Here is a 26,610-nt window from a genome sequence, read left to right as displayed (position 1 = left end):
ATCAGGTGACGCGGGCGGTGTGCGCACCGCACGAGACTCCCGTGCCGTTGGGGGAGGTGTTCGAAGTCTCAGCCCACAAGCACAGGAGCCGCGGTGGTTCCGTATGCAGCCGCCCTCGACCTGCCCCACGGCCTGGTCGAGTGAGGCTCAATGATGGTGTCAAGCCGATTGGGTGGCTGGCGTGGTGGGCGTGAAGTGCCTCTTGTCACGGAGCATGGCCCAGAGGACGTCGACTCGGCGGCCTGCTAGGGCGAGCAGTGTCTGGGTGTGGATCAGTCCTTCGGCGCGCTTTTTGAGGTAGTAGTCCCGGGACGCAGGGTCGCAGCGCCGCCCGCAGTTCCGACGCCGGCCGCACCGCGGCACCCGCCGGGCGCGATGACCCGCTGCGGGAGGGCACCGGGCGTCATAGGCTGACGTTCAGGGGGCTGGCTGTGCCTTCGTGGAACGGGGCACGGCCGGAATGGCCTGGCGGCCCTGCGGTGACGTCCGTGGCAGGGAGTGAGAGGCCCGTGAACTCTCCGTACACCCTCGCGTTCGACAGCTCTGCCGAGGCCGGGACGAGCAGGCTCGGCGGCAAGTGCGCCGCGCTCATCGTGATGACCCGGGCCGGTGCTCCGGTGCCGCCCGGGTTCGTGGTGACCATGGATGCCTTCGAGGCGCTGCTCGACCGCGGCGGGTTGCGCCGGGCCGTCGACGCAGCCCTTGCCGGGCTCGTCGCCGATCCGGGTGCTGTGGCGGCGCGCGCCGCCGAGATCCGCTGCATGGTGATTGACCAGCCCGTGCCCTCACCGGTCGCGTCGGCGGTGACGGCGGCGTACGAGGAGCTCTGCCGGGCCGTCGGCTGCCCGGATGTCGCGGTGGCCGTCCGGTCGAGCGCCGAAGTGGAGGACCTGACCGAGGCGAGCTGCGCCGGGCAGTACGACACGTTCCTGTGGATCCGGGGTGCCGATGCCGTGCTCGGGGCCGTTCGGCGTTGCTGGGCGAGCCTGTGGACCGACCGCGCAATCATCTACCGCGTGGCTTGGGGGCTGCCGCAGCGGGGGCTGCGCATGGCGGTCGCAGTGCAGCAGATGGTCGATGCCCGTACCTCCGGCGCCGCCGTGACCGTCAACCCGGCTGACGGCGACCCTTCGAAGATACGGGTGGAGGCGATCTGGGGACTGGGGCAGCTCATGGTGTCCGGCGAGGTGACCCCGGACGCCTACCTGGTGGACAAGGTAGTGCTCAGCACGGTGCGGACGACGGTGTCGCCGAAGCACCAGGAACTGGTTCCCGCCCCCGACGGGCACGGGCTCGCACGGCGGATAGTCGAGGAGGGCCGTCAGCAGGTCCCCTGCCTGGCCCAGGGGGAGGTCGTGGAGATCGCCCGCCTGGCCAAGACCGCCGAGCGGCAATACGGCTGCCCGCAGGACATCGAGTGGGCCGTCGACAAGCACCCGAAGGGCTCCACGGATACGGGCGCCACCGTGAGACTGCTCCAGACACGGCCCGAGACGGTCTGGAGCAGTCGGCCGAGGACACCTGCCCGGGCCAGCCACGGAGCCGGCGTGTCCAGCATCCTCGACACCCTCCTTCGCCCTGGGAGGTAGCCGACATGCCCCCTCGGCTCGGCCGCCGTCGAAAGACTCGTCCACGCCGAGTCGGCATTACCCTCCTGCGAGCCCTGTAAGGAGCACGTCAAGATGACGGTCTCGCGCACAGCCTTCCCGAGCCCCTACGAGATGACCTCCCCCGCGGCCGCGGAGGGGTGGGAACGGCTGTACCCGTACTACACGCTCTTCCAGCCCTGGCGGCGCTCGGCCGAGGAGGAACGCTTCTGGTTCCGCGACAGCCAGCACTGGCCCACCGTGGTCAAGCCGTTCGAGGCGGTCATCCCCGAGCTCGCGTTCAAGAGCCTGGGTCAGTTCAACACCCGGCACTTCGTCGTACCGCCCGCGTACGGCGTCATGTTCCGCATCCACCAGGGCTACCTCTACCTGAGCCCGGTGGCCGCGCCGGAAAGCCGGATCCCTGCCCGAGCACAGCAGTTCCTGGACCGCGCCGGGTACTACTACGCGAACTGGGACAGGCTGCTGGAGAACTGGAAGGGCAAGGTCCTCGGCACCATCCGTGAACTGGAGTCGATCAGCTTCAGCGAACTGCCGGAGGTCCAGCCGTACGAGGACGTCGAAGCGGGTTCCGGCCTGGGCGCCGCCGACGACCTGCTCGGCGGGTACGACAGGCTCCTCGCCCTTTGCCACCGCGCCTGGCAGTATCACTTCGAGTTCCTGAACCTCGGCTACGCGGCCTACCTGGACTTCTTCCACTTCTGCAAGCAACGGTTCCCGGACATCCCGGACCAGGGCATCGCGGCGATGGTCACGGGCGTGGACATGGAGCTGTTCCGTCCGGATGACGAGCTCAGGAAACTGGCAAGGCTCGCTGTCGAACTGGGCGTCGACAGGGCACTGACCGTGCCCGACCCCGGCGAGCACGCCCTGACCGCCCTCAGCCGCGAGCCGCGGGGCCGCGACTGGCTCGACGCCTGGAACGCCGCCCGCGATCCCTGGTTCAACTTCACCTCGGGCAATGGCCTCTACAGCGACGACCGGTACTGGAGGGACACTCCCTCGCTTCCCCTGGGGTATGTCCGCGACTACATCCTGCGCCTGCGGCGGGGTGAGGCCATCGACCGGCGCCTCGCCGAACTCGCCGCCGAGCGCGAGCGGATCACCTGCGAGTACGCCGCGCTGCTCGACGCCCTGGCACGTGCCGACTTCGAGGCGAAGCTGGGCCTCGCGCGCCAGGTCTACCCGTATGTGGAGAACCACAACTTCTACATCGAGCACTGGACGATGGGTGTCTTCTGGCGCAAGGCCAGGGAGCTGTCCGCCCTGCTGCACCGGGCGGGGTTCTGGCCCGGCACGAACGACATGTTCTACCTCACGCGCGACGAAGTCCGGGCCGCGCTGTTCGACCACGTGTCCGGCTGGGCGATCGGCGTCGAGCCGGCCGGCCCCGGTCACTGGCCGGCGGAGGTGGCACGGCGACGCCGGATCGTGGCCGCGCTCGCACGGCAGCGTCCGGAACCGGCGCTGAACGAACCGCCGCGAGCCATCACCGAGCCGTTCAGCGTCATGCTGTGGGGCATCACCAGCGAGCGCATCCGGTCGTGGCTGGCAGCCCCGGGCGACCTGGGCGACCTGACCGGCATGGCCGCCTCGCCGGGCGTCGCCGAAGGCACGGCTCGGGTGATCCGCAGCCCCGACGAGCTGGACCTCCTCCAGGAGGGCGACATCCTGGTCGCCCCGGTCACCGCACCCAGCTGGACGCCGGCCTTCGGAAAGGTCCGCGCGACCGTCACCGACATCGGGGGAGTCATGTCCCACGCCGCCATCGTCTGCCGTGAGTACTCCCTGCCCGCCGTCACCGGGACGGGCTCGGCGTCCACCCGCGTCACGTCCGGCCGTCGGATCCGTGTGGACGGCACGGCCGGCACGGTCACCCTTCTCGACTGACCGGCCCCGTACGACAGGAGACGTCATGACTTCCGACCGGGCGGCCCGCGAGCCGCTGCCGACGCTTCCCCTCGTGGCCTCGGAGATACCCCTGAGCGACCCCCTTCCCCGGCCCGTTCCGTTGACCGGCGTCCGGCGGGAGATATGGGACCGCGCCCTTCCCTACCTCGACGTGCGTGACAACGACGCCCATTCGCTGTACGCCTTCGCGCTGGCGGCCGCGCTGCTGCACGCCCTGCCAGGGGCACGGGCGGACGTCGTGCTGCCCGCCGTCCTCCTGCACGACACCGGCTGGAAGACGATCGACCCTGCGGACATCCTGCCCGCCATCGCCGGGCGGTCCGGACCTGCCGGGCAGGAGACGATACGCAGGCATGAGACCGAGGGCGCCGCCATCGCCGCCCGCATCCTCGCCGAAGTCGGCTACCCCGCGCGGGACACCGAGCGGATCGTCACCATCATCGACGGGCACGACACCCGCAGGGATGCCCTGGACCTGGACGACGCCGTGGTGAAAGACGCCGACAAGCTGTGGCGGCTGACCCCGCACGGCCTGCGGACCGTCGGTGCGTGGTTCGCCCTGGACCCTGACCGGACACTGCGGTTCCTGGCGGCACGTACCTACGACCGGCTGCTCACCGAACCCGCCCGTGCCGTCGGTGCCGCATTCACCGTGCTGACCCGCACCGATCTCAGCGTGCGGCGAAGCGGCCTGAACGCACCCTCACATCAAGAATGACCTTTTTCGGTTGATTATGGATATTTACGGCGCAAGTCTTGACTGCATGGACGCCTATCCGACACTCGGAGTGGTCGTGACCGACCGGCAGGGCCTGGTCGTCGGTTGGACGCCCGGAGTGGAACGCCTGCTCGGTTACACCAGCGCCGAGGCCCGCGGCCGGTCCGTGGCGGAGCTGCTGGATGCCCCCGTACTCCCGAGCGGGGAGCCTGCTCGAGGTGAAGGGGCTGCCGAGCACGGTGAGCGGCATCCGGACGTGAGCGTACGCCACAAGGACGGGCACCGGCTGGCCGTGGCCGTCTCCCGCTACCGCATCGCCCCGGGGGTGGACAACACCGGAGGAGGACCCGGCACCGTCCTGCTCATCGCCCCGCCGTCCGGGCCGGCGGCGGAACGACTGCGGCAGTCGCTGTCCGGCTGGGTTCTGCAGGACTCGCCCCTGGCCCTGGCGGTGTACGACACCGACCTGCGCAGCGTGTGGCAGAGCGCCGCGATGCACCGCCTCAGCGGCCTGCCGGACGGGGAGCGATGCGGACGTCGGCTGCCGGAGATCTTCGCCGGCCCCGACGCGGTGGAGTGGGAGGAGGCGATGCGGCTGGCCATGGCCACGGGCGAAGAGCAGGTCAGCGAGCTCAAGGGCACCGGCCTGGCCGGCCTCGGATCCCGTGTCTTCAGTGTCTCGGCGACGCCGCTGCGGGACGCGGAGGCCCGTACGCTCGGAGTCTGTGCTCTCGTGGGTGATGTGACCGAGAGGCGCCGTGCCCGCGAGCGGCTCTCTCTGCTGAACGACGCGAGCCTGCACATCGGCAGCACCCTCGACATGGTGCAGACCGCACGGGAGCTCACCGAGGTGGCCGTACCCAGGTTCACCGACTTCGCCCGCGTGGACCTGCTGGACGTCATCCTCCAGGGCGACGAGCCCGCTCCTGGGCCGCTGGCCGGCCCCGTGCGGCTGCGGCGCATCGCGGAACTGTTCCTGTGCGAGGGGGTCACCACGGCACAGCGGACCGTCGGCGAGGCGGACGTCTACCTCGCGAACTCGCCGGCCGCCCTGTGCCTGGCCACCGGCCGGCCGACGCTGTACCGGGACAACACCGCCCCGCCGATCCGCACCTACTACGAGACCGACGCGACCCCCGAGCGGCGGGCGAGGGTCCGGCGGATGGGCCCGCACTCATGGATCATCGTGCCGGTGAAAGCCAGGGGCACGACCCTCGGCGTGGTGTGGTTCACCCGCATGCGGGAGACTCCGGAGAGCTTCGACGAGGACGACCTTCCCCTCGCCGAGGACCTGGTGGCAAGGGCGGCGGTCTGCCTGGACAACGCCCGGCGCTTCACCCGCGAACGCGCCGCGGCTCTCACTCTGCAGCGCAGCCTGCTGCCGCAGCGGATGCCGGAGCAGTCGGCGGTGGAAGCCGCCTTCCGCTACCTCCCCGCCGAACAGCGTTCCGGGGTGGGCGGCGACTGGTTCGACGTGATCCCGCTCTCCGGAGCCAGGGTCGCGCTGGTGGTCGGCGACGTGGTCGGGCACGGCATCCACGCGGCCGCCACGATGGGCCGGCTGCGCGCCGCCGTACAAACCCTCGCCGATGTCGACCTCGCTCCCGACGAACTGCTCACCCACCTCGACGACCTGGTCCTCCGGCTGTCGGCGGAGTCCGGGGCCGACACGGAGCCGCCGGGGGCGGAGGCCGCCGGGGACATCGGGGCCACCTGCCTGTACGCGGTGTACGACCCGGTCTCCAGGCGCTGCTCCATGGCGCTTGCCGGCCACCCGCCGCCCGCCGTCGTCGGTCCGGACGGTACCGCCGAGTTCCTGGACGTCCCCGTGGGACCGCCACTCGGACTGGGCGGGCTGCCGTTCGAATCGATGGAGGTCACCCTCCAGGAAGGCAGCCTGCTCGCCCTTTACACCGACGGCTTGATCCATTCCGGCCACCGCGACTACGGGGAGGGGCTTGAGGCCCTGCGCGAGGCGCTGGCCGTGCCGACGGGCACGCTGGACTCCCTGTGCGACCACGTCGTACACAAGCTGCTGCCCGAGGGCCCCGCCGATGATGCGGCCCTGCTCCTGGTGCGGCCCCGGGCCCTGGACGCGCGCAGGGTCGCCGTGTGGGACGTGGAGGCCGACTTCGCCGCGGTGGCGCGGATCAGGTCGGACGCCGTCGGTGCCCTTGACGAGTGGGGACTGGAAGAGGCCGCGTTCGTCACCGAACTGGTGGTCAGTGAACTGGTCACGAACGCCATCCGGTACGGCGACCCGCCGATCCAGTTGCGGCTCATCCACGACCGCGGGCTGATCTGCGAGGTCTCCGACTCCAGCAGCACCGCACCGCATCTACGGCGGGCCCGGGTGTTCGACGAGGGCGGTCGGGGGCTGTTGCTGGTCGCGCAGCTCACGGAGCGCTGGGGCACCCGGCAGACGGCGGCCGACAAGACGATCTGGTGTGAGCAAACCCTGGCCGCGGCCGGCGGCCCGCTCCTCTCCCTGGAGGGAACTGCCGCCATATGACCGCGCCGTACGCGGCGCGCGACGACGACACAGAGGGCCTCGCCCAGATCGCCGAGTTGCTGGAAAAGGTGGCCGACGACGGCGAGTGGCTGGACGTGTGGCTGGCGGGCAAGAAGGGGCGGCAGAATGCGGATCGGTCACCTGCGGCTCGACCGCCTCCGGGTCGCCCACCTGCCGGAGATGTTCGAGGCCATCGCCGAGGCCAACGTCGAGATCGCCGAGGGCAACGCGGCCCGCCACAAGGCGTTCAAGGGTCTCGCTCGGATCCCTCGGAAGAGTCGGGAGCATCGTGCCCGTCGCAAGGTGATGAAGGCGGCCGTCGCGGAGTCGTGGGTCCGGCCACGCGCCAGCGCGTCCGCTCCACGCTGAGGGCCGCGCTGAACGCTGCGATCGCCCAGCAGAGGAGCGCATCTTCCACTGGAAGCGCACCGGCGAGAAGCCGTCGTCGGTGATGGTCTGGACGCCGGAGCACACTGGCCTCTTCCTCGACCATGTCGCGGAGGACCGCCCGTACGCGCTGTTCCACCTGATCGCGTTCCGCGGACTGCGACGGGGCGAGGCATGCGGGCAGAAGTGGACCGACACCAACCTGGGCGCCGGTCTCATCACCGTCGCGCTGGACTCCGACACGGTCCAGGCTCTCAAGCGGCACCGCGCTCCTGCCCGCGCAGGAGCCGGAAGGGGTGACCACGGCGTCGTAACCCGCGAAGACCTCCGCGAAACGGCGCACCATGGGCAGGGTCTGTGGGCGGTAGCCGGTGTTGAAGTGCATCTGGCCACAGCAGGTCTGGCCCTGCGGGAACTCCACGGTGTGGCCGAGCCGTTCCAGCAGTTCGGTCACGGCGCGGCCGGTGCGGGGGAACATCATGTCGTTGAAGCAGGTGATGAGGAGAGCTGGGCGCATGGTGCTTCCTGAGCGGCCGGGGAGCCGATGACGGGCAGGCCGTAGGTACGCAGTGCGGTTCCGGTGAAGACCTCACGGCGTTCGGTGAGGTGGAGTGTGGCCGTCAACTCCTTTGCTGTGGTGACTACTTCGGCGTAAGTGGCGGCCAGTCGACAGACGGGCCAGTCGGAGCCGAACATCAGCCGCCGCGGGCCGAAGGCGTCCAGCACCGTGTCCGCGTACGGCCGGAGGTCCTCGACGCTCCACCGGTCCCAGTCGGCCTCGGTCACCATGCCGGAGAGCTTGCAGACGGTGTTGGGCAGTTCGGCCAGCAGGCGCACCGCGTCCGCCCACGGCCGCAGCTCGCCCGAGGCGATGGGGGGCTTGCCCGCGTGATCGAGTACGAACGTGAGGCCGGGAAGCAGGCGGGCGGTCTCATACGCGGCCGCGAGCTGGTGGGGCCTGACGACCAGGTCGTACGCGAGCCCCGCCTCGGCCACCGCGGCGAGCCCACGCAGCACGTCCGGCCGCATCAGCCAGCGAGGATCGGATTCGCCCTGTACCTGGTGGCGGATGCCCACCAGGTACTCACCTCCCGGCCCCTCCCGCAGCGCCGCGAGCGCGCGGGCGACATCCGGGGAGGTCAGGTCGGTCCAGCCCACGACGCCGGCCACCAGGTCGCTGCCCTGGGCCAACGCCAGGAACTCGGGTGTCTCCTCCGGCACGTCGATCGTCTGGACCAGGACGGTCGCCGTGACGCCGGCGGCCCGGGCCTCGGACTCCAGATCGGCGAGCAGGAAGTCGCGGCGCAGCAGGGCGAGTTCCTGTCCGGTGATCCAGTCCTGGTCGCGGACAGAGAGGTCCCACACGTGGTGGTGTGCGTCGATGACGCCCTCAGCGGTGCTCGTCTCCATGGCGGTCACCCTCACGACTGAGGTGCGGCGGAGGGGACGGGGACGTGCGGGGGCAGCAACTCCTCGGCACGTAGTTCGTCCCAGAGCGCGGCCGGTACCGTTCGCCGCATCTGGTCCACCGTGTCCCGGACCTCCTCGGCGGAACGCGCGCCGGACAGCACGCTCGCGACCGCCGGATGGCCGAGCGGGAAGCGCAGAGCGGCTGCACGCAGCGGTACGCCGTGGCGGTCGGCGACCGCTTTCATGCGCAGCGCCCGGTCCAGTACCTGTGGCGGGGTGGGCGCGTAGTCGTACATGGCCCCGGGTTTGGGGTCGGTGAGCAGACCCGAGTTGAACACCCCGCCGACGATGACACTCCTGCCACGGGAGGCGGCCTCCGGCAGTACCTCCGCGAGCCCCTCCTGCTCCAGCAGGGTGTAGCGGCCGGCGAGCAGCACGACGTCGATGTCGGTCTCGCGCAGGAAGCGTGCGGGGAGCGCGCACTGGTTCACCCCCATGCCGATCGCCTTGACGACGCCTTCACCGCGCAGCCGATCCAGCGCCGGGTACGCCTCGGTGAGGGCCTGCTCGGCGTGGTGGTCCGGGTCGTGCAGCAGGGCGATGTCCACACGGTCCAGGCCGAGGCGATCCAGGCTCGCTTCCAGGGAGCGCAGGACGCCGTCGGAGCTGAAGTCCCAGACGCGGCGGTGAGTGTCGGGCACGGCGAAGCCCTGGGCGAGATCGTCGCCACGGCCACCCTCCGGGCGGGGTTCGAGCAGCCGCCCGACCTTGGTGGAGACGGTGTACGCGTCGCGGTCCCGGCCGCGCAGCGCGGCACCCAGGCGGCGCTCGGACAACCCGAGTCCGTAGTGCGGGGCGGTGTCGAAGGTGCGTACGCCCGCTTCCCAGGCCGCCTCCACCGCTGCGGACGCGGCCTCGTCGGACACCGGGCGGAAGAGGTTGCCGATGCCGGCGGCCCCGAACGACAGCTCGGTGACCCTGACGTCGGTGGTGCCCAGCGTGGTCGTTCTCATGAGCCGGCCACCGGGCGCAGCCGGAGTCCCTGCACGCCACCGTCGACGGCGAGGGCGATGCCGGTGACGGAGGCCGCGGCGGGGCTCGCCAGGTAGACCACGGCCGCCGCCACCTCGTCCGCGGTGACCAGGCGGCCGAGGGGCTGGCGTGCGTCGAGGGCTGCGCGTTCCGCCTCCGGGTCGTCGGCGGCGTCCAGGAGCCGGGTCACCCAAGGGGTGTCGGCGGTGCCGGGGTTGACGCAGTTGACGCGGATGCCCTCAGGGACGTGGTCGGCGGCCATTGCCAGGGTCAGCGACAGCACCGCGCCCTTGCTGGCGGAGTACAGGGCGCGCTGGGGGAGGCCCGCGGTGGCCGCGATGGAGCAGATGTTGACGACCGCCGCGTGCGACGAGCGCCGCAGATACGGCAGGGCGGCCCGGGTGGTGCGCACCGTCCCGAGGACGTTGACGTCGAGGACGCGGTGCCACTCCTCGTCGGGGTTGTCCTCGACGCTGCCGATGGCGCCGATGCCCGCGTTGTTGACCAGGATGTCCAGGCCACCGAGCCGCTCGGCGGCCTCCGTCACGGCCGGGCGCACCGAGGCGTCGCTGCCGAGGTCGGCCCTGATGGCGATCAGCGGCTCGGGGGCGCCGGAGGGGTCGAGGTCGAGGACGGCCACCGTGGCGCCGTGCTCGGCCAGGATCCAGGACGTGGCCAGCCCGATGCCGGACGCGCCGCCGGTGACGACGGCCTTCAGCCCTGACAGGCCGCTCAAGCTCCTCAAGCTGCTCAAAGGGGTGCCTTTCACGCTTGGCCGAAGGTCTGGCGCTGGGCGCCGAGGCCGTCGACGGAGAGCTCGACGTTGTCGCCGGGACGGAGATAGGGGGTGCCCGGGAGGCCGAGGGCCACGCCCGCCGGAGTACCGGTGTTGATCACGTCACCCGGCTCCAGGACCATGTACTGGCTCAGGTACGACACGATGTGGTCGACCGGGAAGATCATGTCGCTGGTGTGGCCCTCCTGCCGCTTCACGCCGTTGACGCTCAGGTGCAGACCGAGGTCCTCCGGATCGCTCACCTCGTCGGCGGTCACCAGCCATGGTCCGAGCGGGTTGAACGTCTCGCAGGACTTGCCCAGGTCCCACTGCGACGAGTACTCCAGCCGGAACTCCCGCTCCGAGACGTCATGGCTGATCGCGTACCCCGCGATCACGGCCCGCGCGGCTTCCGGGCCGTCGAGGTAGCGGGCCCGTCGTCCGATGACGACCGCCAGTTCGACCTCCCAGTCGGTCTTCACGGAGCGCCGGGGGATCAGCACTTCGTCGTACGGGCCGATCACCGTGCCGGGGTCCTTCATGAAGACCACGGGCCGCGGGGGGATCGCCGCGCCGGTCTCGGCGGCGTGGTCGCGGTAGTTCAGGCCGACGCAGACGATCTTGGCAGGGCGGGCGAGAGGGGCACCGATCCGCAGACCGTCCGGGTCCAGCTCGGGCAGACTTCCCGCCGCGACCTCCGCCCGGGCCCGGTCGACGCCGTCCGAGGCGAGGAAGGCGCCGTCGATGTCGGAGGTCACGGGGGACAGGTCGAGCAGCCGGCCGTCCTCCGTGCGGACTGCGGGACGCTCCTCGCCGGGCGCGCCGACTCGTAGAAGTTTCACCGGGCGTCTCCCTGCGACGGGTGCAGATGCCAGATCTCGGTCAGGTCGGACCAGCTGCCCCCGGTGCCGGTATCGGCCCAGGCCTCCTGGCAGGGGTCGGTGAGCTTCCACCAGGCCTGGGTGGTCGCGTCGGTGCCCATCGCGGCCATGTCGGCCTCGAAGTCGTCGCCGTGGTACTCGAGGTAGGCGAACAGCGTGTCCTCGCGCAGGAAGATGCTGTAGTTGCGGATGTTTGCGGCCCGCAGCGCGGCCTCGACGCCCGGCCAGACCGCGGAGTGCAGCCGCAGATACAGCTCACGGTGTTCGGGCCGCAGGCGGATCGTCTGGGCAATCCGTTTCATCTGTGCCTCACTCCTTGGTCGCGCCGGCGAGCATGCCGGCCACGAGGGCGCGCTGGGAGAAGAGGAAGACGATCAGCACGGGGACGATGGTGACCAGGGTGGCCAGGGCCAGTTCGGGCCGCATGATCTGGTTGCCGGTGCCGCTGGAGGTGTTGAACAGCGGCGAGGCGGCGAGCAGGTTGTTCAGCCCCACCTGCGCCGGATACTGCGAGCTGTCGGGGAGCATCACGAACGGCAGGAAGAAGTTGTTCCAGTTGCCGACGAAGTTGAAGAACCCGACCAGGGCGATCACCGGCTTGGCCAGCGGCATCGCGACGAGACGGAAGACCTGCCATTCCGAGCAGCCGTCGATCCGCGCGGCGGACAGCAGGTCGGCGGGGACGTTGGAGGAGAAGTAGATGTAGGTGAGGTAGACCCCGAACGGGAAGAAGGAGAAGGGCAGGATCACCGACCAGATCGTGCCGTCCAGGTGCACGGCGTTCATCCCGAGGTACAGGGGAAGCACCATTGCGGCCGTGGGCATGAGCATCACGAGCATGGTGATGGTCAACAGCATCCGGCGCCCGATGAACTGGGTGAGAGCCAGCGCGTACCCGGCGGGGATCGAGGTCACGAGGGTGAGGACCAGCGCACCGAATGTGTAGACCGCCGAGTTCTGCAGCCAGGTCAGGATGGCACCGTCCTGGAAGGCGTAGAGGTGGTGCCAGGCGTCGGCGATCGAACCGGGAGAGCCGAAGGAGAACGGGTTGTCCCGCACGATCTGGCTGTCGGTCTTGGTCGGGGCCAACAGGAGCCACACCACCGGCACGCAGAAGAACAGCAGGAACAGGCCCATGACGATGAGCCAGGCCAGCCGGGCGGCCAGCGAGCCGGGGCGGCGGATCCGGCGCATGGGCTTCCCCGGGTTGGTACGGGCGCCGGCGGTGTGGGGCGGCTGAGTGTGGCGGACGGTGTTCGTGGGAGCTGTGGTCATCGTTCGTCCCTGTCGAACAAGCCGGTACGGAAGACGACGAGGGCCGCGCAGGCCAGGCCCAGGATGAGGAGGTCGACGGAGAGCGCCGCCGCTCCGTTGAAGTCGCCCGCCTGGAAGGCGTACTGGTAGGACAGCTGGTTCGGTGACCAGCTGTCGGGGATCATGCCCCAGCTGGCCACGGAGACCAGCTGCGGTTCGACGAAGAGCTGGGCGCCGGCCGCAAAGGCCAGGATCAGCATGTACGCGATCCATTTGGTGATCATGGGGATCTGGATGCGCAGGGCGATCTGGAGCGTGCCGGCGCCGTCGATGCGGGCGGCCTCCAGGATTTCGTCCGGGATGCTGTTGAGCGCGCCGTACATGACCACGATCCAGCCGCCCGCCCCGGTCCAGAAGGCGATGACGGTGAAGAGAACCGGCAGGTGGCCGGGGGCGTTCACCTGGGCGAGCGTGTTCCAGCCGAAGCCCTTGAGCAGCCAGCCGACGGGGCTGGCGGCCGGGTCGAGGAGGATCAGGAAGAGCAGGACGCTCGCCACCCCGGCGAGGGCGCCCGGCAGGTAGAACAGGAACCTCAGGGTGGTGGAGGCCCTGCGCATGCGGCCGTGCAGCATCAGGGAGAGCAGCACCACCAGGATCATCAGGCTGGCCAGCCAGATCACCAGGTACAGGCCGATGTGGAGGAAGGCCGGTCCGAAGCGGTAGTCGGCGAACGTCCGGGTGAAGTTACCGATCCCGACGAGCTGGTGGCGGGAGTTGGACAGTGCCAGCCACACCGCGTAACCGGTGGGCAGGACGCCGAAGGCGAGCAGAAGGAGGACGTAGCCGGAGACGAAGACGTAACCGGCGCGTCCGACCGGGTTGCGGGCCGAGCGGCCGCCGCGGCGGCCGCTCCGCTCCGTTGCGAGGTGGGTGGTCATCGGTCCGCTTCGCTAGTTGACGGTGTATCCGAGGGACTTGGCCTTGTCGGTGATGGCCGTCTGCCAGGTGCCCAGGGTGTCGGTGAGGGTCTTGCCCGAGTTCAGGGCCGGGACCACGGTGGAGGAGTAGATCGCTTCCTGGCTGTACTGGGTGGCGGACCAGCCGGGCCAGATGAGTTCCGCCGCCTCCTGGAAGACCGGGCCGACGTCCTGGGCGAAGTAGCCGGTCTTCTTCTGGCCGGCGAGCCAGGCGACGGCTGCCTCCTTGTACGCGGGGTAGGTGCCCGCAGTGGCCTGGTACTCGTTGGAGGTCGTCATCCAGGTGACCAGGTCGGCGGACGCCTTGAGGTTCTTGCTGTGGGAGGAGACGAACCACAGCCCGCCGCCGACATTGCCGGTGTAGTTCTTGGCGTCGCCCTCGAACTTCAGCGGCGAGGCTGCGGCGATCTGCCCCTTGGGGATCTTGAAGGTGGAGTTGAAGAGCACCTGGCCGTACCAGGAAGGGCCGGGGAGCAGGAGGACCTTGCTCGCCTCCTTCTTGATGAAGCCGGCGCTGAAGACGGTGTCCTTGGACACCGAGCCCTTGGCGATCAGCCCGTCGAGCAGCTTCGCCATCCGGGCACACTTGGCGTCCTGCAGGTTGACCTTGACCTTATTGGCGTCGGTCACTGAGCTGGCAGGGCACTGGCTCGCCCAGAAGTACACCTCGGGGCTCCAGGCGTCCCCGGCGAGTCCGACCAGGTAGCCGGGGTGTTCCTCGGCGACCTTCTTGCCGAGTGCCTCGTACTCCTCCCAGGTGGTCGGGACGGAGTAGCCGAACTTGTCCAGGAGCTTCTTGTTGTACCAGAGCACGTTCTGGGCCAGGTCGTTGCGCAGGCAGTAGGTGGTGCCGTTGACCTTGCAGGGGTTCAGCGCGCCGTCCGCGAAGCCGTTCAGGGTGGACTGGGGGATCAGGCCCTTGTCGACCGGGGCGGCAAAGGGGGTTTTGCCCTGAGTGGTCCAACTGCCGTCGTTGACGTTGGCGCTGAAGGCGACGTCCGGCCAGCCGCTGCCGCTCCGGTCGAACAGCCGGACCTTTGTCTGCAGGTCATTGGCGCCGTTGGCGTCCCCGCTGTACGTGACGATCTTGATCTTCACGTCCGGGTGAGCCTTCTGATAGGCCTGCACGCCGGGGACTCGGGCGGCGTCCGCCCAGACCGTGATCTGGCTGCCTTCCTCCTGCTTCACAGGCTTGAAGGTCGCGGGGGAGGAGGACGCCCCGGAAGCTGCGGGATCCGCGCTGCCGCAGGCAGCGAGTGCGAGAAGGGAGACGGCGCCCAGGGCCGCGCCGGCAACGCGTCTGACCTGGCGGCGGGAGGTGACGGGAACGTCGCTGTTCATGACTGACCTCATGTCTGCGTTCTGCGGAGATCCGCGGGATGTCGGCGCAAGCACCGGAGAGGGGAGGTGTGGAGGGACCAGGTACCGAAGGCGTGGAGGGGCGGGTACGGGGCGATCGTGACAGTGCAATGGACTGGGTGGATCAGGCCTTCGGCGGCGTCAAAGTCCCCTTGTCGACAAACCGCTGAAGGGCGGGAGGGTAGTCCAGGCCGGCGGGCAGTGCCACGCCGGGCCCGGTGGGGGCGTGGACGAGTCCCTGGGCGTCGATGCCGCTCTCGCGGCTGATGGGATTGCCCATGACCAGGGACTCGTAGTAGGTGGTGTTCGAGATGGCCATGCACAGGTGCCGGTTGGGGATCTCCGGCCCGTGCACCTCGGCGCGCAGCCGGTAGGCGTCGGCGAGGTGGGCGGTGCGCATGGCGCCGGTGAAGCCGCCGCGCAGTTGGGTGGAGGCGCGGACGCCGAAGGTGGCGGCGCCGGCCTGGATGAAGTCGGCGGAGTTCATGTGGGCCCCGTCGGAGGTCTCGGCGACCAGGAGGGGCACTGCCACCGCGTCGGAGAGGCGCTTGTACGCGGTGATGCTGAACTCCCGGATCGGCTCCTCGTACCAGAGATAACCGGCGTCGGACAGGGCATGCCCGAGGTAGATCGCGTCGGGGAGGTCGAATCCGGCGGACCCGTCGAACATCAGGGGGATCGCGCCCCCCACGTGTTCCCGCAGGGCCACCGACAGCCGGGCGTCGCGGCGTGCGTCGCCCCAGGCGTGGAGCTTGATGGCGGGATACCCGAGTTCCAGGGCCTGGTCGGCGATGTCCAGGTACTCCTCGACCGAGGAGTAGGTGACGGTGGAGGCATAGGCGGGTATCGCGGTGCGGAAACCGCCCAGCATCTGCCAGGTCGGCCGGTCGGCAAGCCTGCCCGCCAGGTCCCACAGTGCGATGTCGACGAGGCCGAGAAGGTAGAGGGGCAGTTCCTCGGTACGGTCCAGCTCCCACATGCGGTGCCACAGCCACTCCCGCTGCAGCGGGTCCTGGCCCACGAGCTCCTTGCGCAGGAAGCGGTCCAGCAGGTTCGCCAGGATGACTGCACTGCCCCGGCGGGGTGCCATCGCCACCCCCTCGGCCCCTTCGTCGGTGACTATGCGCAGCACCGCGGCCTCGCCGTCCGGCGGGCTGCCCAGCAGACCGTCACGCCAGACGAACGGCGGACTGACTCCTGGAACCTGGACGGAATAGCTCTCCACATCGGCAATGCGCACGGTGTTGCCCCTTGCGACGGCAGCTGCTGCTGCGAAATTTTCGTGTAACGTAAGTCGTCATACGAATGCTGTCAAGGTGTTCGGAGCAGTAGAATCGGCGATCGTCCACAGCGGAGAGGGGGCCATATGGCGAAGAGCGGTCGAAGCGGCGTCGAGGATCCGTCGGCCCTGAAACCCTGGCCCAGGCGCCCGGCGCGGCTGGCCCATGCGGTGGTGGAGTCCCTCACCGACAGCATTGTCTCGGGTGCCATCCCATCGGGCTCCACCTTGCCGGTCGAACCCGAACTGTGCGAGACGTTCGGCGTCAGCCGCATCACGGTCCGTGAGGCGGTCAAGTCGCTGGAGGCCAAGGGGCTGGTTCGGGCCCGGCAGGGTTCCGGCACCACGGTCACCCAGCCCGAGGAGTGGAATCTCCTGGATCCTGTCGTGCTGGCGGCCACCGTCCAGCACGACGACGAACTCGTCGTGCTGGACCAGCTTGTCGGTGTGCGTTCGGCCCTTGAAGCACAGATGGCGGCCCAGGCCGCTGAGCTCGCCACCGATGACGATCTCCGGGAGGTCGAGAGGCTGCTCGGCCGCCTCGACGAGGAGATCGCCACTCCCGCCCGGTTCATCGAGACCGATGTGCTCTTCCATGACCGGATCATGCAGGCGTCCCGGAACAGGCTGGGGCGTTCCATCATCCGGACCGTCCACACCCAGGCCCGCAGTACGTTCCTGTACAACGGCACTCCTGACGGCCACGCCTGTGAGCAGGCGAACGCCGAGCACCGCCGGGTCGCCGAGCGGCTTATGGCCCGCGACCCCCAGGGTGCAGCGCAGGCCATGACGGCCCATATCGAAGCGGCCTGGAGCCGCCGCCGTATTCCGCGCCCCGGTCTCACCACCGGTTGAGCGCACCCCGCGCCCTTGCGTGCGTCGGAACCCGCCCCCCGAGCCGTCAGGCCGAGGGCGGGTTTCTTTTGAGGTGCAGATCTATTTCCGCGGCGCACCTTGACGACATACGTATGACGACTTACGTTACGTCGCCGTATCACCTCCGCAATCACCGCAGGGCCCTATTCCCATGAGCGGGAGGACGCCCTGCGCGTGCCCTCTTGCACAATCGGAAGGTGTCAGATGCGCCCAACCCGCTTCCGCCCCGCAGTGCGTGACCGGCTCAGACCATGTCTGGCCGCACTCGCGCTCCTCACCGCCTCTGCCGGGCCCGTCGTCGCCCAGGCCGTGCCCGCGTTCGCCGCCACTTCCGCGACGCTCTATGTGTCCCCCAGCGGCACCGGTACCGCCTGCTCGACCAGCCAGCCGTGCTCCCTCACCCAGGCCAAGATCAACGTCCGGGCCATGAACAACTCCATGACGGGAGACATCGTCGTGGAGGTCGCCGACGGGACGTACCGGCTGACGGACCCCCTCACCTTCACCGCGGCGGACTCCGGCACCGGCGGCCACTCGGTGATCTGGAAGGCCGCGCTGGGCGCCCGCCCGGTCATCACCGGCGCGCGGCGGGCCACGGGCTGGACGCTGCACGACTCGGCGAAGAACATCTGGCAGGCCAACGTCGGGACCGGGTTCGACACCCGGCAGCTGTACGTCGACGGCGTCCTGGCGACCAGGGCCCGCTCCTCGATCAACCGCGCCGACCTGACCGCGACCACCAGCGGCTACACCTTCACCAACACCTCGCTGAACTACCTCAACAGCCTGGCCGCCTCGAGCCGCACGGAGATCCACGGCATCGGATCCTTCACCGACCGCTACGCCCCGGTGTCCGGCATCAGCAACGGCACCATCACCATGGATCAGCCGTCCTGGGACGACAACACCTTCGGCTACGACACCCTGACCAAGCCCTTCCGGTCGGCACCGCTCTACATCGAGAACGCCTACGAACTCCTCGACACGGCCGGCGAGTGGTACCTCGACACGAGCTCCGGCACCCTGTACTACAAGCCGCTCGCCGGGCAGAACATGACCACCGCGGACGTCGAGGTGCCGAAGCTTGAGTCGCTCATCGACGTCGGGGGAAGCTATGCCTCTCCCGCCACCCACATCACGTTCTCGGGTCTGCAGTTCTCGGGCACCAGCTGGCTGGGCCCCAGCACTCACGGCTACGCCAGCCAGCAGACCGGCGCGTACCTCACCGGTACCTGGGACCGTCCGTCCGACGCGCTGACCTCCTGCCAGGGCGGCTGCCCGCTCTTCGAGGCGACCCGTCCGCACTGGGACCAGATGCCGGCCGCCGTCCAGGTCTCGGCCGCCGACCACATCACCTTCACCGGTGACCGGTTCACCCAGCTCGGCCAGGTGGGCCTCGGCATCGGCCAGGACGCCAACGCCCATGCCACCGGGGTCGGCCTCGGTGCCGACACCGTCACCGCCACCGGCAACGTCTTCACCCAGGACGCGGGCGGCGGCATCGTCGTCGGCGGGGTCCAGGCGGACGCGCATCACCCCAGTGACAGCCGGATGACCAACAAGAACATCACCCTGAGCAACAACGTCATTCACGACGTGGCGCTCGACTACCGGGACATGTCGGCCATCCTGGCCACCTACGTCAACGGCGCCACGGTGTCGCACAACGAGGTGTACAACCTGCCCTACTCGGGGCTGACCATCGGTTACGGCTGGGGCGTCAACGACCCGGGCGGCAGCCAGGACTACGTGAACCGCGGTCTGTACAACTACCAGCCCATCTACTCGACCCCCACCACCGCCGCGAACAACCACATCACCGACAACTACATCCACGACGTCATGCAGCAGATGAACGACGGCGGCTGTCTGTACACCCTGTCGGTGTCGCCCGGCAGCACCTTCGAACGCAACTACTGCCACAGCAACAACAACTATTACGGCTTCTACCACGACGAGGGATCCAGGAACTTCACGGACACCAACAACGTCTTCCGTAACGTGGGCCGGTGGTCCCACCAGAACGGCACCTCCACCAACAACACCGGTGCCCTCACCCTCCAGGACAACTGGTCGACCACGCCCTCGACCGACATCTTCAACGGTGGCCGCGGTGATGTGGTGAGCGGCACGGTGGTCGTCACCGACGGCAACTGGCCCTCCGGCGCCCGCACGGTCATGGACAACGCGGGCATCCAGCCCCAGTACCGGCCCTTGACCACGGACCCCGTCACGGCCCCGTACAGCGGCTATTCCTCCACTCCCGCCCTGACCGGCCAGAGCGGCGGTCGCTTCACCGTCACCGACGCGGGAGCCGACATCTGGGGTGCGGGCGGACAGCACGACGACGCCTACGGCACCGCCTACCTGGCGAACTCCGCTGTCGCCGGCACCTCGGTGACCACGCGGGTCGACAACGTCGACAACACCAACGGCTGGGCCAAGGCGGGCGTCGTCCTGCGCAACAGCCTCACCGGCAACGGCTCTTCCCCGGGATACGCGGTCGCCACGGCGACCCCGAGCCACGGCGTGTGCTTCCAGTGGGACTCCACCGCGGACGGCTACCTCGACCAGATGTCGTGTACGTCCTCGATGGTCAAGGCGCCGGTCTGGGTGCGGCTCACCCGCACCGCCATCCAGGTCTCCGCCTACTACTCCACCGACGGATCCGCCTTCACCCAGGTCGGCTCGGCGGTCACCCTGCCGTCCATGGCCGCCACCCAGGACGCCGGTGTCATCCACAGCGCCCACAGCACCACCGTCGGCAGCGCGGCCTTCAGCAACCTGCGGATCGTCACCTCGCCCTTCAAGGCCTACGGCTCCATCCCGGCCGCGGTGGGCCAGAGCCAGGGAGTGACCTCCCTGACCAACGCGGGCATCGACACATGGGCCACGAGCGCGCTACACGACGACGACTACTCCGCGGCCTACCAGCCGGGAGCGGCGGGCACGTCGTCGACCGTCACCGTCCATGTCGACAGCCAGGACAACACCAATGCCTGGGGCAAGGCCGGCCTGATGCTGCGCAACGACATCACCGGCACCGGCTCCTCCACCGGATACCTGGTCCTCGTCGCCACGCCGGGCCAGGGCGTCACGTTGTCGTCGGACTCCGACAGTGACGGCTACCTCGACTCCAACACCACCAAGACCGGCAGCACCGCCATCGCCCCGGTCTGGCTCCGCCTCGTCAGGAACGGCGACTCGGTCACCGGCTCCTACTCCGCCAACGGCACCACCTGGACCACGGTGGGCACCGCGACGCTGACCGGTGCCAACAGCACCGAGGACGCGGGGGTGTTCTTCAACGCTCACGGCGCAGCGCCCGGCACCGCGAAGTTCAGCCAGTTCTCCGTGAGCTGACGAAGCAGTTCGGGTCACGGTCTCCGGGTGGGGGTGTGGTTTCCGCACCCCCACCCGGAGATCCGTCATGTCCGCGCCGAACTCCGCGCGGCAGCGCAACCGCCACGCCCGCGGCAACGGTGGCACCCCACCCATCCCCGGAGCGCGCAGACCGTTGACGGCCACATCGCCGGCGAAGCACATGGCTGGAAAGACTCCGCAGATGCCGCTCGCCTCATCGAGGGCGTCCCCGCCGCCGTACCGGCGTGCGACCACCGGCTGCCGAAACGCCGGGGCGGCGACGCCCACACGGACACTCCCGTGACCGCCCCCTCCCCGGCCGCCTTTCGACCACAAGCCCGGTCGGCCGCGGCAGCCGGCGCCCTCACGACCGGGACGATCGGCCTCGATCCCGACGTCCCCACGGGCCGCATCCACTTCCGAAAAACGGCTCGAACCCCGCAGAATCCGCCGGAACTCGCCGGAACCCGCCTACGGAAGCCTGACACACATCATCACCACCTACTCCGGATGCAGGTCCGGATATCCCCTCGTCCGGGCCGCCTTCGACGGAGCAGGCCACGACCCCGCCCCCGTCGGCGGTTCCACCGGTGATGGTTGGCGCACCTGGACCTCTGCCGCGGTGTGGCAGTTCCTCACCCGGTTGGGCTCGAACCAGTCGCCGCCTCCGCCACCCACCGTCGACCAGGAGATCACCGGTCAGCAGTCGGGACGCTGCCTCGACATCGACAACTCCACGACCGCCAACGGCACACAGGCACAGCTGTGGGACTGCAACGGCGGCTCCAACCATCGGTGGACCTACTCCGGCGGAAAGCAACTGGTCGTATACGGCAACAAGTGCCTGGGTGTCGGCCGGTCCACCGGCAGCGGCAGCCCGGCGGCGATCTGGGACTGCAGCGGGCAGGCGGGTCAGCAAGGGAACGCCAATCCGGATGGCACGATCACAGCAGTGCGGTCGGGACTGTGCCTGGACGCCAACGGCCAGGCAACCGGCAACGGGACGAAGGAACGGCTGTGGGCCTGCACGGGCGGCGCGAACCAGCACTGGAGCCTGATGAACTGACGGGCGCAGCCAGGCACGGCGCCGAGCCCGGCCGGGAACCGGCCCCCGTTCGCTATGCCTGTGCGGTGTTCGATCGCAGGTGCTCGCGAAGCCAGTGCTCCGTGTTGCTGACGTGCAGCAGGGCCGCGGCCTGGCTCACTGCGGCGTCGCGGGTGCGGAGGGCGTTGTAGATCGCCTCGTGCTCGGCGAGAGTCCGCCCGGCGGACTGGTCGTCCAACTGGCCCCGCCAGATCCGGGCGCCCAGGGTACGGCCCGAGATGCCCTCGAGCAGGGTGAGCAGGCTCTCGTTGCCGGTGGCCGCCACGACCGAGCGGTGGAAGGCCGCGTCATGGACGTTGAGCCGCTCCACGTCGTCGCTCGCCTCCCGCATCGCATCCAAGTGGCCCTTGACCTCGGCCAGTTGGTCATCGGTGATCCTGGCGGCGGCCAGTCCGGTGGCGAGCGGTTCGAGCAGCCGCCGGACCTCCATGAGATCCAGCAGGGCGCCCGTGTCGCTCTGGAGGAGCTCCACGGCGCCACCGAGTCCCTCCAGCAGCAGGCTGGGCTGGAGACTGGTCACGTAGGTGCCGTCGCCTCGCCGTACCTCAAGCACCCGGGCCACGGCCAGTGCCTTGACCGCCTCGCGGGCGAGGTTGCGGGAGAGGCCCAGCTGCGCGGCGAGCTCCGGCTCAGGGGGCAGCTTCGCGCCCGGCGGCAGTGCGCCGGAGCGGATGAGCTCACGGATCTGCCCGATGGCCCTGTCTGTCAGGGACAACGTGAGCTCCTTCCGTGAGCGCGCGGTGTGGTCCGGTGCGCGAGTGACCGGGGCGGCGCGTCGAGTGTGCCGCCGATCATACCGGGGAGGCCACCGAGGGTCCGCCGTCGGTAAGTGCCGCCGCCACATGGTGCGTGGCGGCACGTCGGTGAAGCCCTTTCCGGCCCCGAAACATTGTATGTTTGCCGTTGGATAAATGGCAGCAGGCGGCTTATATCGGTACAAAATACCAAGTGAAAGCCTGTTTTCATCCCTGCACACCCGTTGACATGGCGAGGACACATGACGGACCTTCTTCCGTAACGGCCGGCGCAACGGGTGGTGGCCGTCGCGCCGGTCCCACCTCTCCCGTCTGCCTTCGTCCGTCACAGGGATGGCCCATGCCCAGTTCGATCAACAGACGTCAGTTCCTGGCCGGTGCCACCTGCGTGGCCGCCGCAGCCGTCGCGGGGGGAGTGTTCGGCGCCGGCACCGCGCAGGCCGCCCCGAGCACCTACACACCCGCATGGAGTTCGGTGAACCAGCACCCGCCCGCCCCGGAGTGGTTCCAGGACGCCAAGTTCGGCATCTACTTCCACTGGGGCGTCTTCAGCGTCCCCGCGTACGACAGCGAGTGGTACCCCCGCAACATGTACATCGCCGGGAGCAACGCCAACACGCACCACATCGCGACCTACGGCGACCCCTCGGTGTGGCCGTACCACAACTTCATCAACGGAGCGAACGACAAGTCGGGCCACTTCACCCAGTTCGCACCCAAACTCAAGTCCGCCGGCGGGAACTTCGACCCCGACGAGTGGGCCCAGCTGTTCGTCGACGCCGGGGCGAAGTTCGCGGGACCCGTCGCGGAGCACCACGACGGATTCTCCATGTGGGACTCGCAGGTCAACGAGTGGAACTCGGTCGCCAAGGGCCCCAAGCTCGACCTGCTGAAGCTGTTCACCACGGCGATCCGGGCCAAGAACCTGAAGCTGCTGGTGGCGATGCACCACGCGTACAACTTCAACGGGTACTACGACCACGTGCCCGCCCAGACCGACCCCAGCCTGAAGAAGCTCTACGGACAGCTGGGCTCCACCGCTGAGAACCAGCTCTGGTACGACAAGCTCAAGGAAGTCATCGACCGCGCCCAACCGGACATCCTCTGGGAGGACTTCGACCTGAACAAGGTCGACGAGACCCAGCGCCTGAACTTCCTGTCGTACTACTACAACCAGGCCAACTCCTGGGGCAAAGAGGTCGTCGCCACCTACAAGGACGGCTTCAACGGCCACGGCGAGGTCTTCGACTACGAGCGCGGCGGCCCGGCCGACCTGACCGCGCCCTACTGGCTCACCGACGACAGCATCTCCAGCTCCAGCTGGTGCTACACGCAGGGCATCGGCTACTACAGCACCCAGCAGATGCTGCATTCCCTCATCGACCGGGTCAGCAAGAACGGAAACATGCTGCTGAACATCGCGCCGATGGCCGACGGCACGATCCCCCAGGGTCAGAAGGACGTGCTGCTCGGCATCGGCGACTACCTGAAGCGCTTCGGGGAGTCGATGTACGCGACGCGTGCCTGGACGCAGTACGGCGAGGGCCCGACCCGGATGGGAGGGGGCGCGTTCACCGCCCCGCTCGTCGGCACCGCACAGGACATCCGCTTCACCCGCAGCAAGGGCAACACGGTGCTGTATGCCACCGTGCTGGGCTGGCCCGGCAGTTCACTGAAGATCAAGACCCTGAGCTCTGACCGCATCAGCCTCTCCTCGCTCACCTCGGTGAAGCTGCTGGACTCGACCGCCGGCACGTACGTCAACCTGGCGGCGCCGACGCAGGACTCCTCCGGGCTGACCGTCACGCTGCCCTCCTCGGCGCCGTACACCGCGGGCGCCTACGTCCTCAAGCTCAGCTTCTCCGGCCAGATCCCCCCGCTGCGGCCGGCGGTCGGTGCCGTGGTCTACCAGGACGTCAACTACTCCGCGAACTACGCGGTGCTCGATCCCGGCACCTACACGGCCGAGCAGTTGCAGCTGGCCGGGCTCGACGCCCAGAGCATCTCCTCCCTGAGGCCGGCGGCCGGGAACCAGATCGTCGCCTACAGCGGTGACAACTTCACCGGCACCTCCTGGACCTTCACCGCCGACAACCCCGACCTCAGGGTCACCGGCCAGAACGACCAGATCACGTCCCTGAAGGTGCAGTTCAATCCGGCCGCCTACTTCCGCATCACCAACGTCACCGACGGTCTGGCCCTGGACAGCGGGGGAAACGTCGCGTCGGGATCCAATCTCAAGCAGTACACCTGGGACGGCAGCCCCAACCTCCAGTGGCAGCTCGTGGAGGTCGGCGGCGGCTACTACAAGCTGGTCAACCGCACCAACGGCATGGTCGCCGACGGCTGGGGCGCCACGTCCAACGGCTCCCCGGCCCAGCAAGCGGCGTGGAACGGCAGCAACAACCAGCAGTGGACGGTCACCCACCGCGGCGAGGGCATGTGCACCATCGCCAACCGGGCCACCGGCCTCGTCCTGGACGGCGGCGGGAACGTGGCCTCCGGCTCCGTCACCAAGCAGTGGGGCTACGGCAGCAGCACCAATCTGCTGTGGACTCTCACCGCCCAGTGACACGGGCGTGAAGGCGGCGAACAGAGGGACTGCCCGGACGGAGAACCGTCCGGGCAGTCCCTCTCCCACCGTTGCGGCGGCGCGGACGCCGCGGCCTCATTCGAGGGATCCCGTCACCGGCAAGGCCTCCGTGGACTTCAGGTGCTCCCGCAGCCACTGCTCGGTGTTGTTGACGTGCACCAGGGCCGCGGCATGGCACAGCACGGCGTCACGGGCGGCCAGTGCAGCGTAGATCGCCTCGTGTTCCGCCAGCGTACGGACCGCCACCCGGGTGTCCACCAGACCACGCCAGATCCGGGCCCGCAGGGTGCGGCCCGAGATGCCCTCCAGCAAGGTGATCAGCGTTTCGTTGCCGGTGACGTCCACGATGGCGCGATGGAACGCCACATCGTGCGCGTTGAGACGCTCGACGTCGTCGCGCGCCTCGCGCATGGCGTCCAGATGCCGCTTCACCTCCGCCAGTCTTTCGTCCGAAAGCCGGGCGACGGCCAGGGCGGTGGCGGCGGGCTCGAGCAGACGCCGCACCTCCATGAGGTCCAGTACTGCACCGGGATCGCCCTGGAGCAATTCCACCGCGCCACCGAGGCCCTCGAGCAGCAGGCTCGGCTGCAGGCTGGTGACATACGTGCCGTCGCCCCGTCTGATCTCCAGCACGCGCGCCACGGACAGCGCCTTCACCGCCTCGCGTGCGAGGTTGCGGGAGAGCCCGAGCTGGGCGGCCAGCTCGGGCTCGGGGGGAAGCTTCGCGCCCGGAGGCAGAACCCCGGAGGCGATGAGTTGGCGGATCTGGGTGATCGCTTTGTCGGTCAGGGACACGGTTGACTCCGCTCGTCGGGCGCGAAGGGGGTCTCGGCGCGGAGGAGCCCTTGGTCGCGCAGGTCGTGCCAGAGCTCCTTGGGGATGAACTGTTGGTGCAGCCGCGCGTTGCGCCGGACCTGTCCGGGGTCGCGCATGCCGAGCGTGACGTTGATGACGCTGGGATGAGTGAGGGGGAAGGCGATGGCGGCGGCGGGCAGGGTGGTGCCGTGGGCCTGGCAGACGTCGGCGATGGCACGGGCGCGGTCGACGAGTGCGGGCGGGGCGGCCTGGTAGTCGTACTTCATGCCTTCGGCGGGCCGGTCCTGGGCGAGCAGGCCGGAGTTGAAGGCGCCCACGGCGACGACGGCCTTGCCGTGTTCCTGTGCGGCGGGCAGGACGTCGTCCAGGGCCGACTGGTCGAGGAGGGTGTAGCGGCCGGCGAGCATCACCACGTCGGCGGCGGTCTCGCGCAGGAAGCGGGCGAGCAGGGCGGACTGGTTCATGCCGGCGCCGATGGCTCCGATGACGCCCTGGTCGCGCAGTTCGGCGAGGGTGGGCATGGCTTGGTCGGCGGCTTGTTGCCAGTGGTCGTCGGGGTCGTGGAGGTAGACGATGTCGAGGCGGTCCAGGCCGGTGCGCTCCAGCGTCTCCTCGATGGAGCGAAGCACGCCGTCGGGGCTGAAGTCCCAGTGGCGGCGCAGGTCGTCGCGGACGACGAAACCTTCGGTGTCGACGCCTGTCGGGTGGTCGTTGGGGACGAGGAGGCGGCCGACCTTGGAGGAGATGACGTACTGCTCGCGTGGCCGGTCGCGCAGGGCGGCGCCCAGGCGGTGCTCGGAGAGGCCGAGGCCGTAGTGGGGAGCGGTGTCGTAGTAGCGGATGCCCGCGTCCCAGGCGGTGTCGACGGCGGCCGCCGCGTCCTCGGCGCTGGTGGTGCGGTAGAGGTTGCCGATGACGGAGGCGCCGAAGCCGAGCTCGGTGACCCGGACGGCGGTGGTGGGGATCGTACGGCGGTGCAAGGGTGCTCCCGGGAGGGGTG

At 69.3% G+C, this 26,610-nt stretch carries 20 protein-coding genes and 3 pseudogenes; 9 read left to right on the top strand and 14 right to left on the bottom strand.

Going from position 1 to position 26,610, the window contains the following annotated elements; translation table 11 throughout:
- Nucleotides 1-159: 159 nt before the first annotated feature.
- A pseudogene (locus tag ACZ4UV_RS50355) lies at nt 160-312 on the bottom strand (IS110 family transposase); the annotation flags it as partial.
- Nucleotides 313-509: 197 nt separating this feature from the next.
- Here ACZ4UV_RS50355 and ACZ4UV_RS50350 point away from each other — a divergent pair.
- The 5 genes and pseudogenes from ACZ4UV_RS50350 to ACZ4UV_RS50330 form a co-directional block, all read left to right on the top strand.
- Nucleotides 510-1,589, top strand: coding sequence for a PEP/pyruvate-binding domain-containing protein (locus ACZ4UV_RS50350; protein WP_451018138.1), 1,080 nt, complete (start codon nt 510-512; stop codon nt 1,587-1,589).
- A gap of 93 nt (nt 1,590-1,682) precedes the next feature.
- Nucleotides 1,683-3,497: a PEP-utilizing enzyme gene (locus ACZ4UV_RS50345; protein ID WP_451018139.1), complete on the top strand. Its 1,815-nt coding sequence runs from the start codon at nt 1,683-1,685 to the stop codon at nt 3,495-3,497.
- Between the two features lie 25 nt (nt 3,498-3,522).
- Nucleotides 3,523-4,236 (top strand): HD domain-containing protein, encoded by a 714-nt coding sequence (locus ACZ4UV_RS50340; RefSeq protein WP_467849366.1) that lies wholly within the window; start codon nt 3,523-3,525, stop codon nt 4,234-4,236.
- Between the two features lie 46 nt (nt 4,237-4,282).
- Nucleotides 4,283-6,748, top strand: a complete 2,466-nt coding sequence (locus ACZ4UV_RS50335; RefSeq protein WP_467849362.1) for a SpoIIE family protein phosphatase — start codon at nt 4,283-4,285, stop codon at nt 6,746-6,748.
- A 177-nt stretch (nt 6,749-6,925) separates the two neighbouring features.
- Nucleotides 6,926-7,400: pseudogene (locus ACZ4UV_RS50330) on the top strand (site-specific integrase); the annotation flags it as partial.
- Between the two features lie 12 nt (nt 7,401-7,412).
- Here the strand turns inward: ACZ4UV_RS50330 and ACZ4UV_RS50325 are convergent.
- From ACZ4UV_RS50325 to ACZ4UV_RS50280, 10 genes and pseudogenes are all read right to left on the bottom strand, one after another.
- Nucleotides 7,413-7,652 (bottom strand): annotated as a pseudogene (locus tag ACZ4UV_RS50325) (heterodisulfide reductase-related iron-sulfur binding cluster); the annotation flags it as partial.
- Nucleotides 7,613-8,545, bottom strand: a complete 933-nt coding sequence (locus ACZ4UV_RS50320) for an amidohydrolase family protein (RefSeq protein ID WP_451018142.1) — start codon at nt 8,543-8,545, stop codon at nt 7,613-7,615. The gene ACZ4UV_RS50320 and the pseudogene ACZ4UV_RS50325, both read right to left, overlap by 40 nt.
- A gap of 11 nt (nt 8,546-8,556) precedes the next feature.
- Nucleotides 8,557-9,558: an aldo/keto reductase gene (locus tag ACZ4UV_RS50315; protein WP_451018143.1), complete on the bottom strand. Its 1,002-nt coding sequence runs from the start codon at nt 9,556-9,558 to the stop codon at nt 8,557-8,559.
- Nucleotides 9,555-10,313 carry an SDR family NAD(P)-dependent oxidoreductase gene (locus tag ACZ4UV_RS50310; protein WP_451018144.1) on the bottom strand — a complete coding sequence of 253 codons (759 nt, stop codon included), beginning with the start codon at nt 10,311-10,313 and terminating at the stop codon, nt 9,555-9,557. The genes ACZ4UV_RS50315 and ACZ4UV_RS50310 overlap by 4 nt, the downstream gene beginning before the upstream one ends.
- A gap of 29 nt (nt 10,314-10,342) precedes the next feature.
- Entirely contained in the window at nt 10,343-11,194 is an 852-nt protein-coding gene (locus ACZ4UV_RS50305; RefSeq protein ID WP_467849346.1) for a fumarylacetoacetate hydrolase family protein, read from the bottom strand.
- Nucleotides 11,191-11,535 carry an L-rhamnose mutarotase gene (locus tag ACZ4UV_RS50300; protein WP_451018146.1) on the bottom strand — a complete coding sequence of 115 codons (345 nt, stop codon included), beginning with the start codon at nt 11,533-11,535 and terminating at the stop codon, nt 11,191-11,193. The genes ACZ4UV_RS50305 and ACZ4UV_RS50300 overlap by 4 nt, the downstream gene beginning before the upstream one ends.
- 7 nt (nt 11,536-11,542) lie before the next feature.
- A complete protein-coding gene (locus ACZ4UV_RS50295) occupies nt 11,543-12,427 on the bottom strand; it encodes a carbohydrate ABC transporter permease (RefSeq protein ID WP_390036510.1) in 885 nt (294 codons plus the stop codon).
- Nucleotides 12,428-12,504: 77 nt separating this feature from the next.
- Nucleotides 12,505-13,425 carry a carbohydrate ABC transporter permease gene (locus ACZ4UV_RS50290; RefSeq protein WP_467849339.1) on the bottom strand — a complete coding sequence of 307 codons (921 nt, stop codon included), beginning with the start codon at nt 13,423-13,425 and terminating at the stop codon, nt 12,505-12,507.
- A gap of 12 nt (nt 13,426-13,437) precedes the next feature.
- On the bottom strand, nt 13,438-14,805 hold the full coding sequence (locus ACZ4UV_RS50285) for an ABC transporter substrate-binding protein (RefSeq protein ID WP_467849335.1): 1,368 nt from the start codon (nt 14,803-14,805) through the stop codon (nt 13,438-13,440).
- Nucleotides 14,806-14,947: 142 nt separating this feature from the next.
- A complete protein-coding gene (locus ACZ4UV_RS50280) occupies nt 14,948-16,063 on the bottom strand; it encodes an enolase C-terminal domain-like protein (RefSeq protein ID WP_451019173.1) in 1,116 nt (371 codons plus the stop codon).
- Nucleotides 16,064-16,189: 126 nt separating this feature from the next.
- Between ACZ4UV_RS50280 and ACZ4UV_RS50275 the strand changes: the two genes are divergently transcribed.
- The 3 genes from ACZ4UV_RS50275 to ACZ4UV_RS50265 all read left to right on the top strand — a co-directional run bounded on the left by ACZ4UV_RS50275 (nt 16,190) and on the right by ACZ4UV_RS50265 (nt 21,407).
- A complete protein-coding gene (locus tag ACZ4UV_RS50275) occupies nt 16,190-16,957 on the top strand; it encodes a FadR/GntR family transcriptional regulator (protein WP_451019172.1) in 768 nt (255 codons plus the stop codon).
- A 225-nt stretch (nt 16,958-17,182) separates the two neighbouring features.
- Entirely contained in the window at nt 17,183-20,341 is a 3,159-nt protein-coding gene (locus ACZ4UV_RS50270; RefSeq protein ID WP_467849327.1) for a DUF1349 domain-containing protein, read from the top strand.
- Between the two features lie 622 nt (nt 20,342-20,963).
- Nucleotides 20,964-21,407, top strand: a complete 444-nt coding sequence (locus tag ACZ4UV_RS50265; RefSeq protein WP_467849325.1) for an RICIN domain-containing protein — start codon at nt 20,964-20,966, stop codon at nt 21,405-21,407.
- 52 nt (nt 21,408-21,459) lie between these two features.
- On the opposite strand, the gene ACZ4UV_RS50260 is transcribed toward ACZ4UV_RS50265, so the two are convergent.
- Nucleotides 21,460-22,161 (bottom strand): FadR/GntR family transcriptional regulator, encoded by a 702-nt coding sequence (locus tag ACZ4UV_RS50260; RefSeq protein ID WP_093507491.1) that lies wholly within the window; start codon nt 22,159-22,161, stop codon nt 21,460-21,462.
- Nucleotides 22,162-22,541: 380 nt separating this feature from the next.
- On the opposite strand from ACZ4UV_RS50260, the gene ACZ4UV_RS50255 reads away from it, so the two are divergent.
- Entirely contained in the window at nt 22,542-24,773 is a 2,232-nt protein-coding gene (locus ACZ4UV_RS50255; protein ID WP_451019169.1) for an alpha-L-fucosidase, read from the top strand.
- A gap of 96 nt (nt 24,774-24,869) precedes the next feature.
- On the opposite strand, the gene ACZ4UV_RS50250 is transcribed toward ACZ4UV_RS50255, so the two are convergent.
- Together ACZ4UV_RS50250 and ACZ4UV_RS50245 are read right to left on the bottom strand one after the other, a co-directional pair.
- A complete protein-coding gene (locus ACZ4UV_RS50250) occupies nt 24,870-25,589 on the bottom strand; it encodes a FadR/GntR family transcriptional regulator (protein ID WP_451019168.1) in 720 nt (239 codons plus the stop codon).
- Nucleotides 25,580-26,590 (bottom strand): aldo/keto reductase, encoded by a 1,011-nt coding sequence (locus ACZ4UV_RS50245; RefSeq protein WP_467849308.1) that lies wholly within the window; start codon nt 26,588-26,590, stop codon nt 25,580-25,582. The genes ACZ4UV_RS50250 and ACZ4UV_RS50245 overlap by 10 nt, the downstream gene beginning before the upstream one ends.
- Nucleotides 26,591-26,610: the final 20 nt, after the last annotated feature.

It is taken from the genome of Streptomyces sp. NPDC028289 (assembly GCF_055565975.1).
This window is presented reverse-complemented; position numbering and strand designations above follow the sequence as displayed.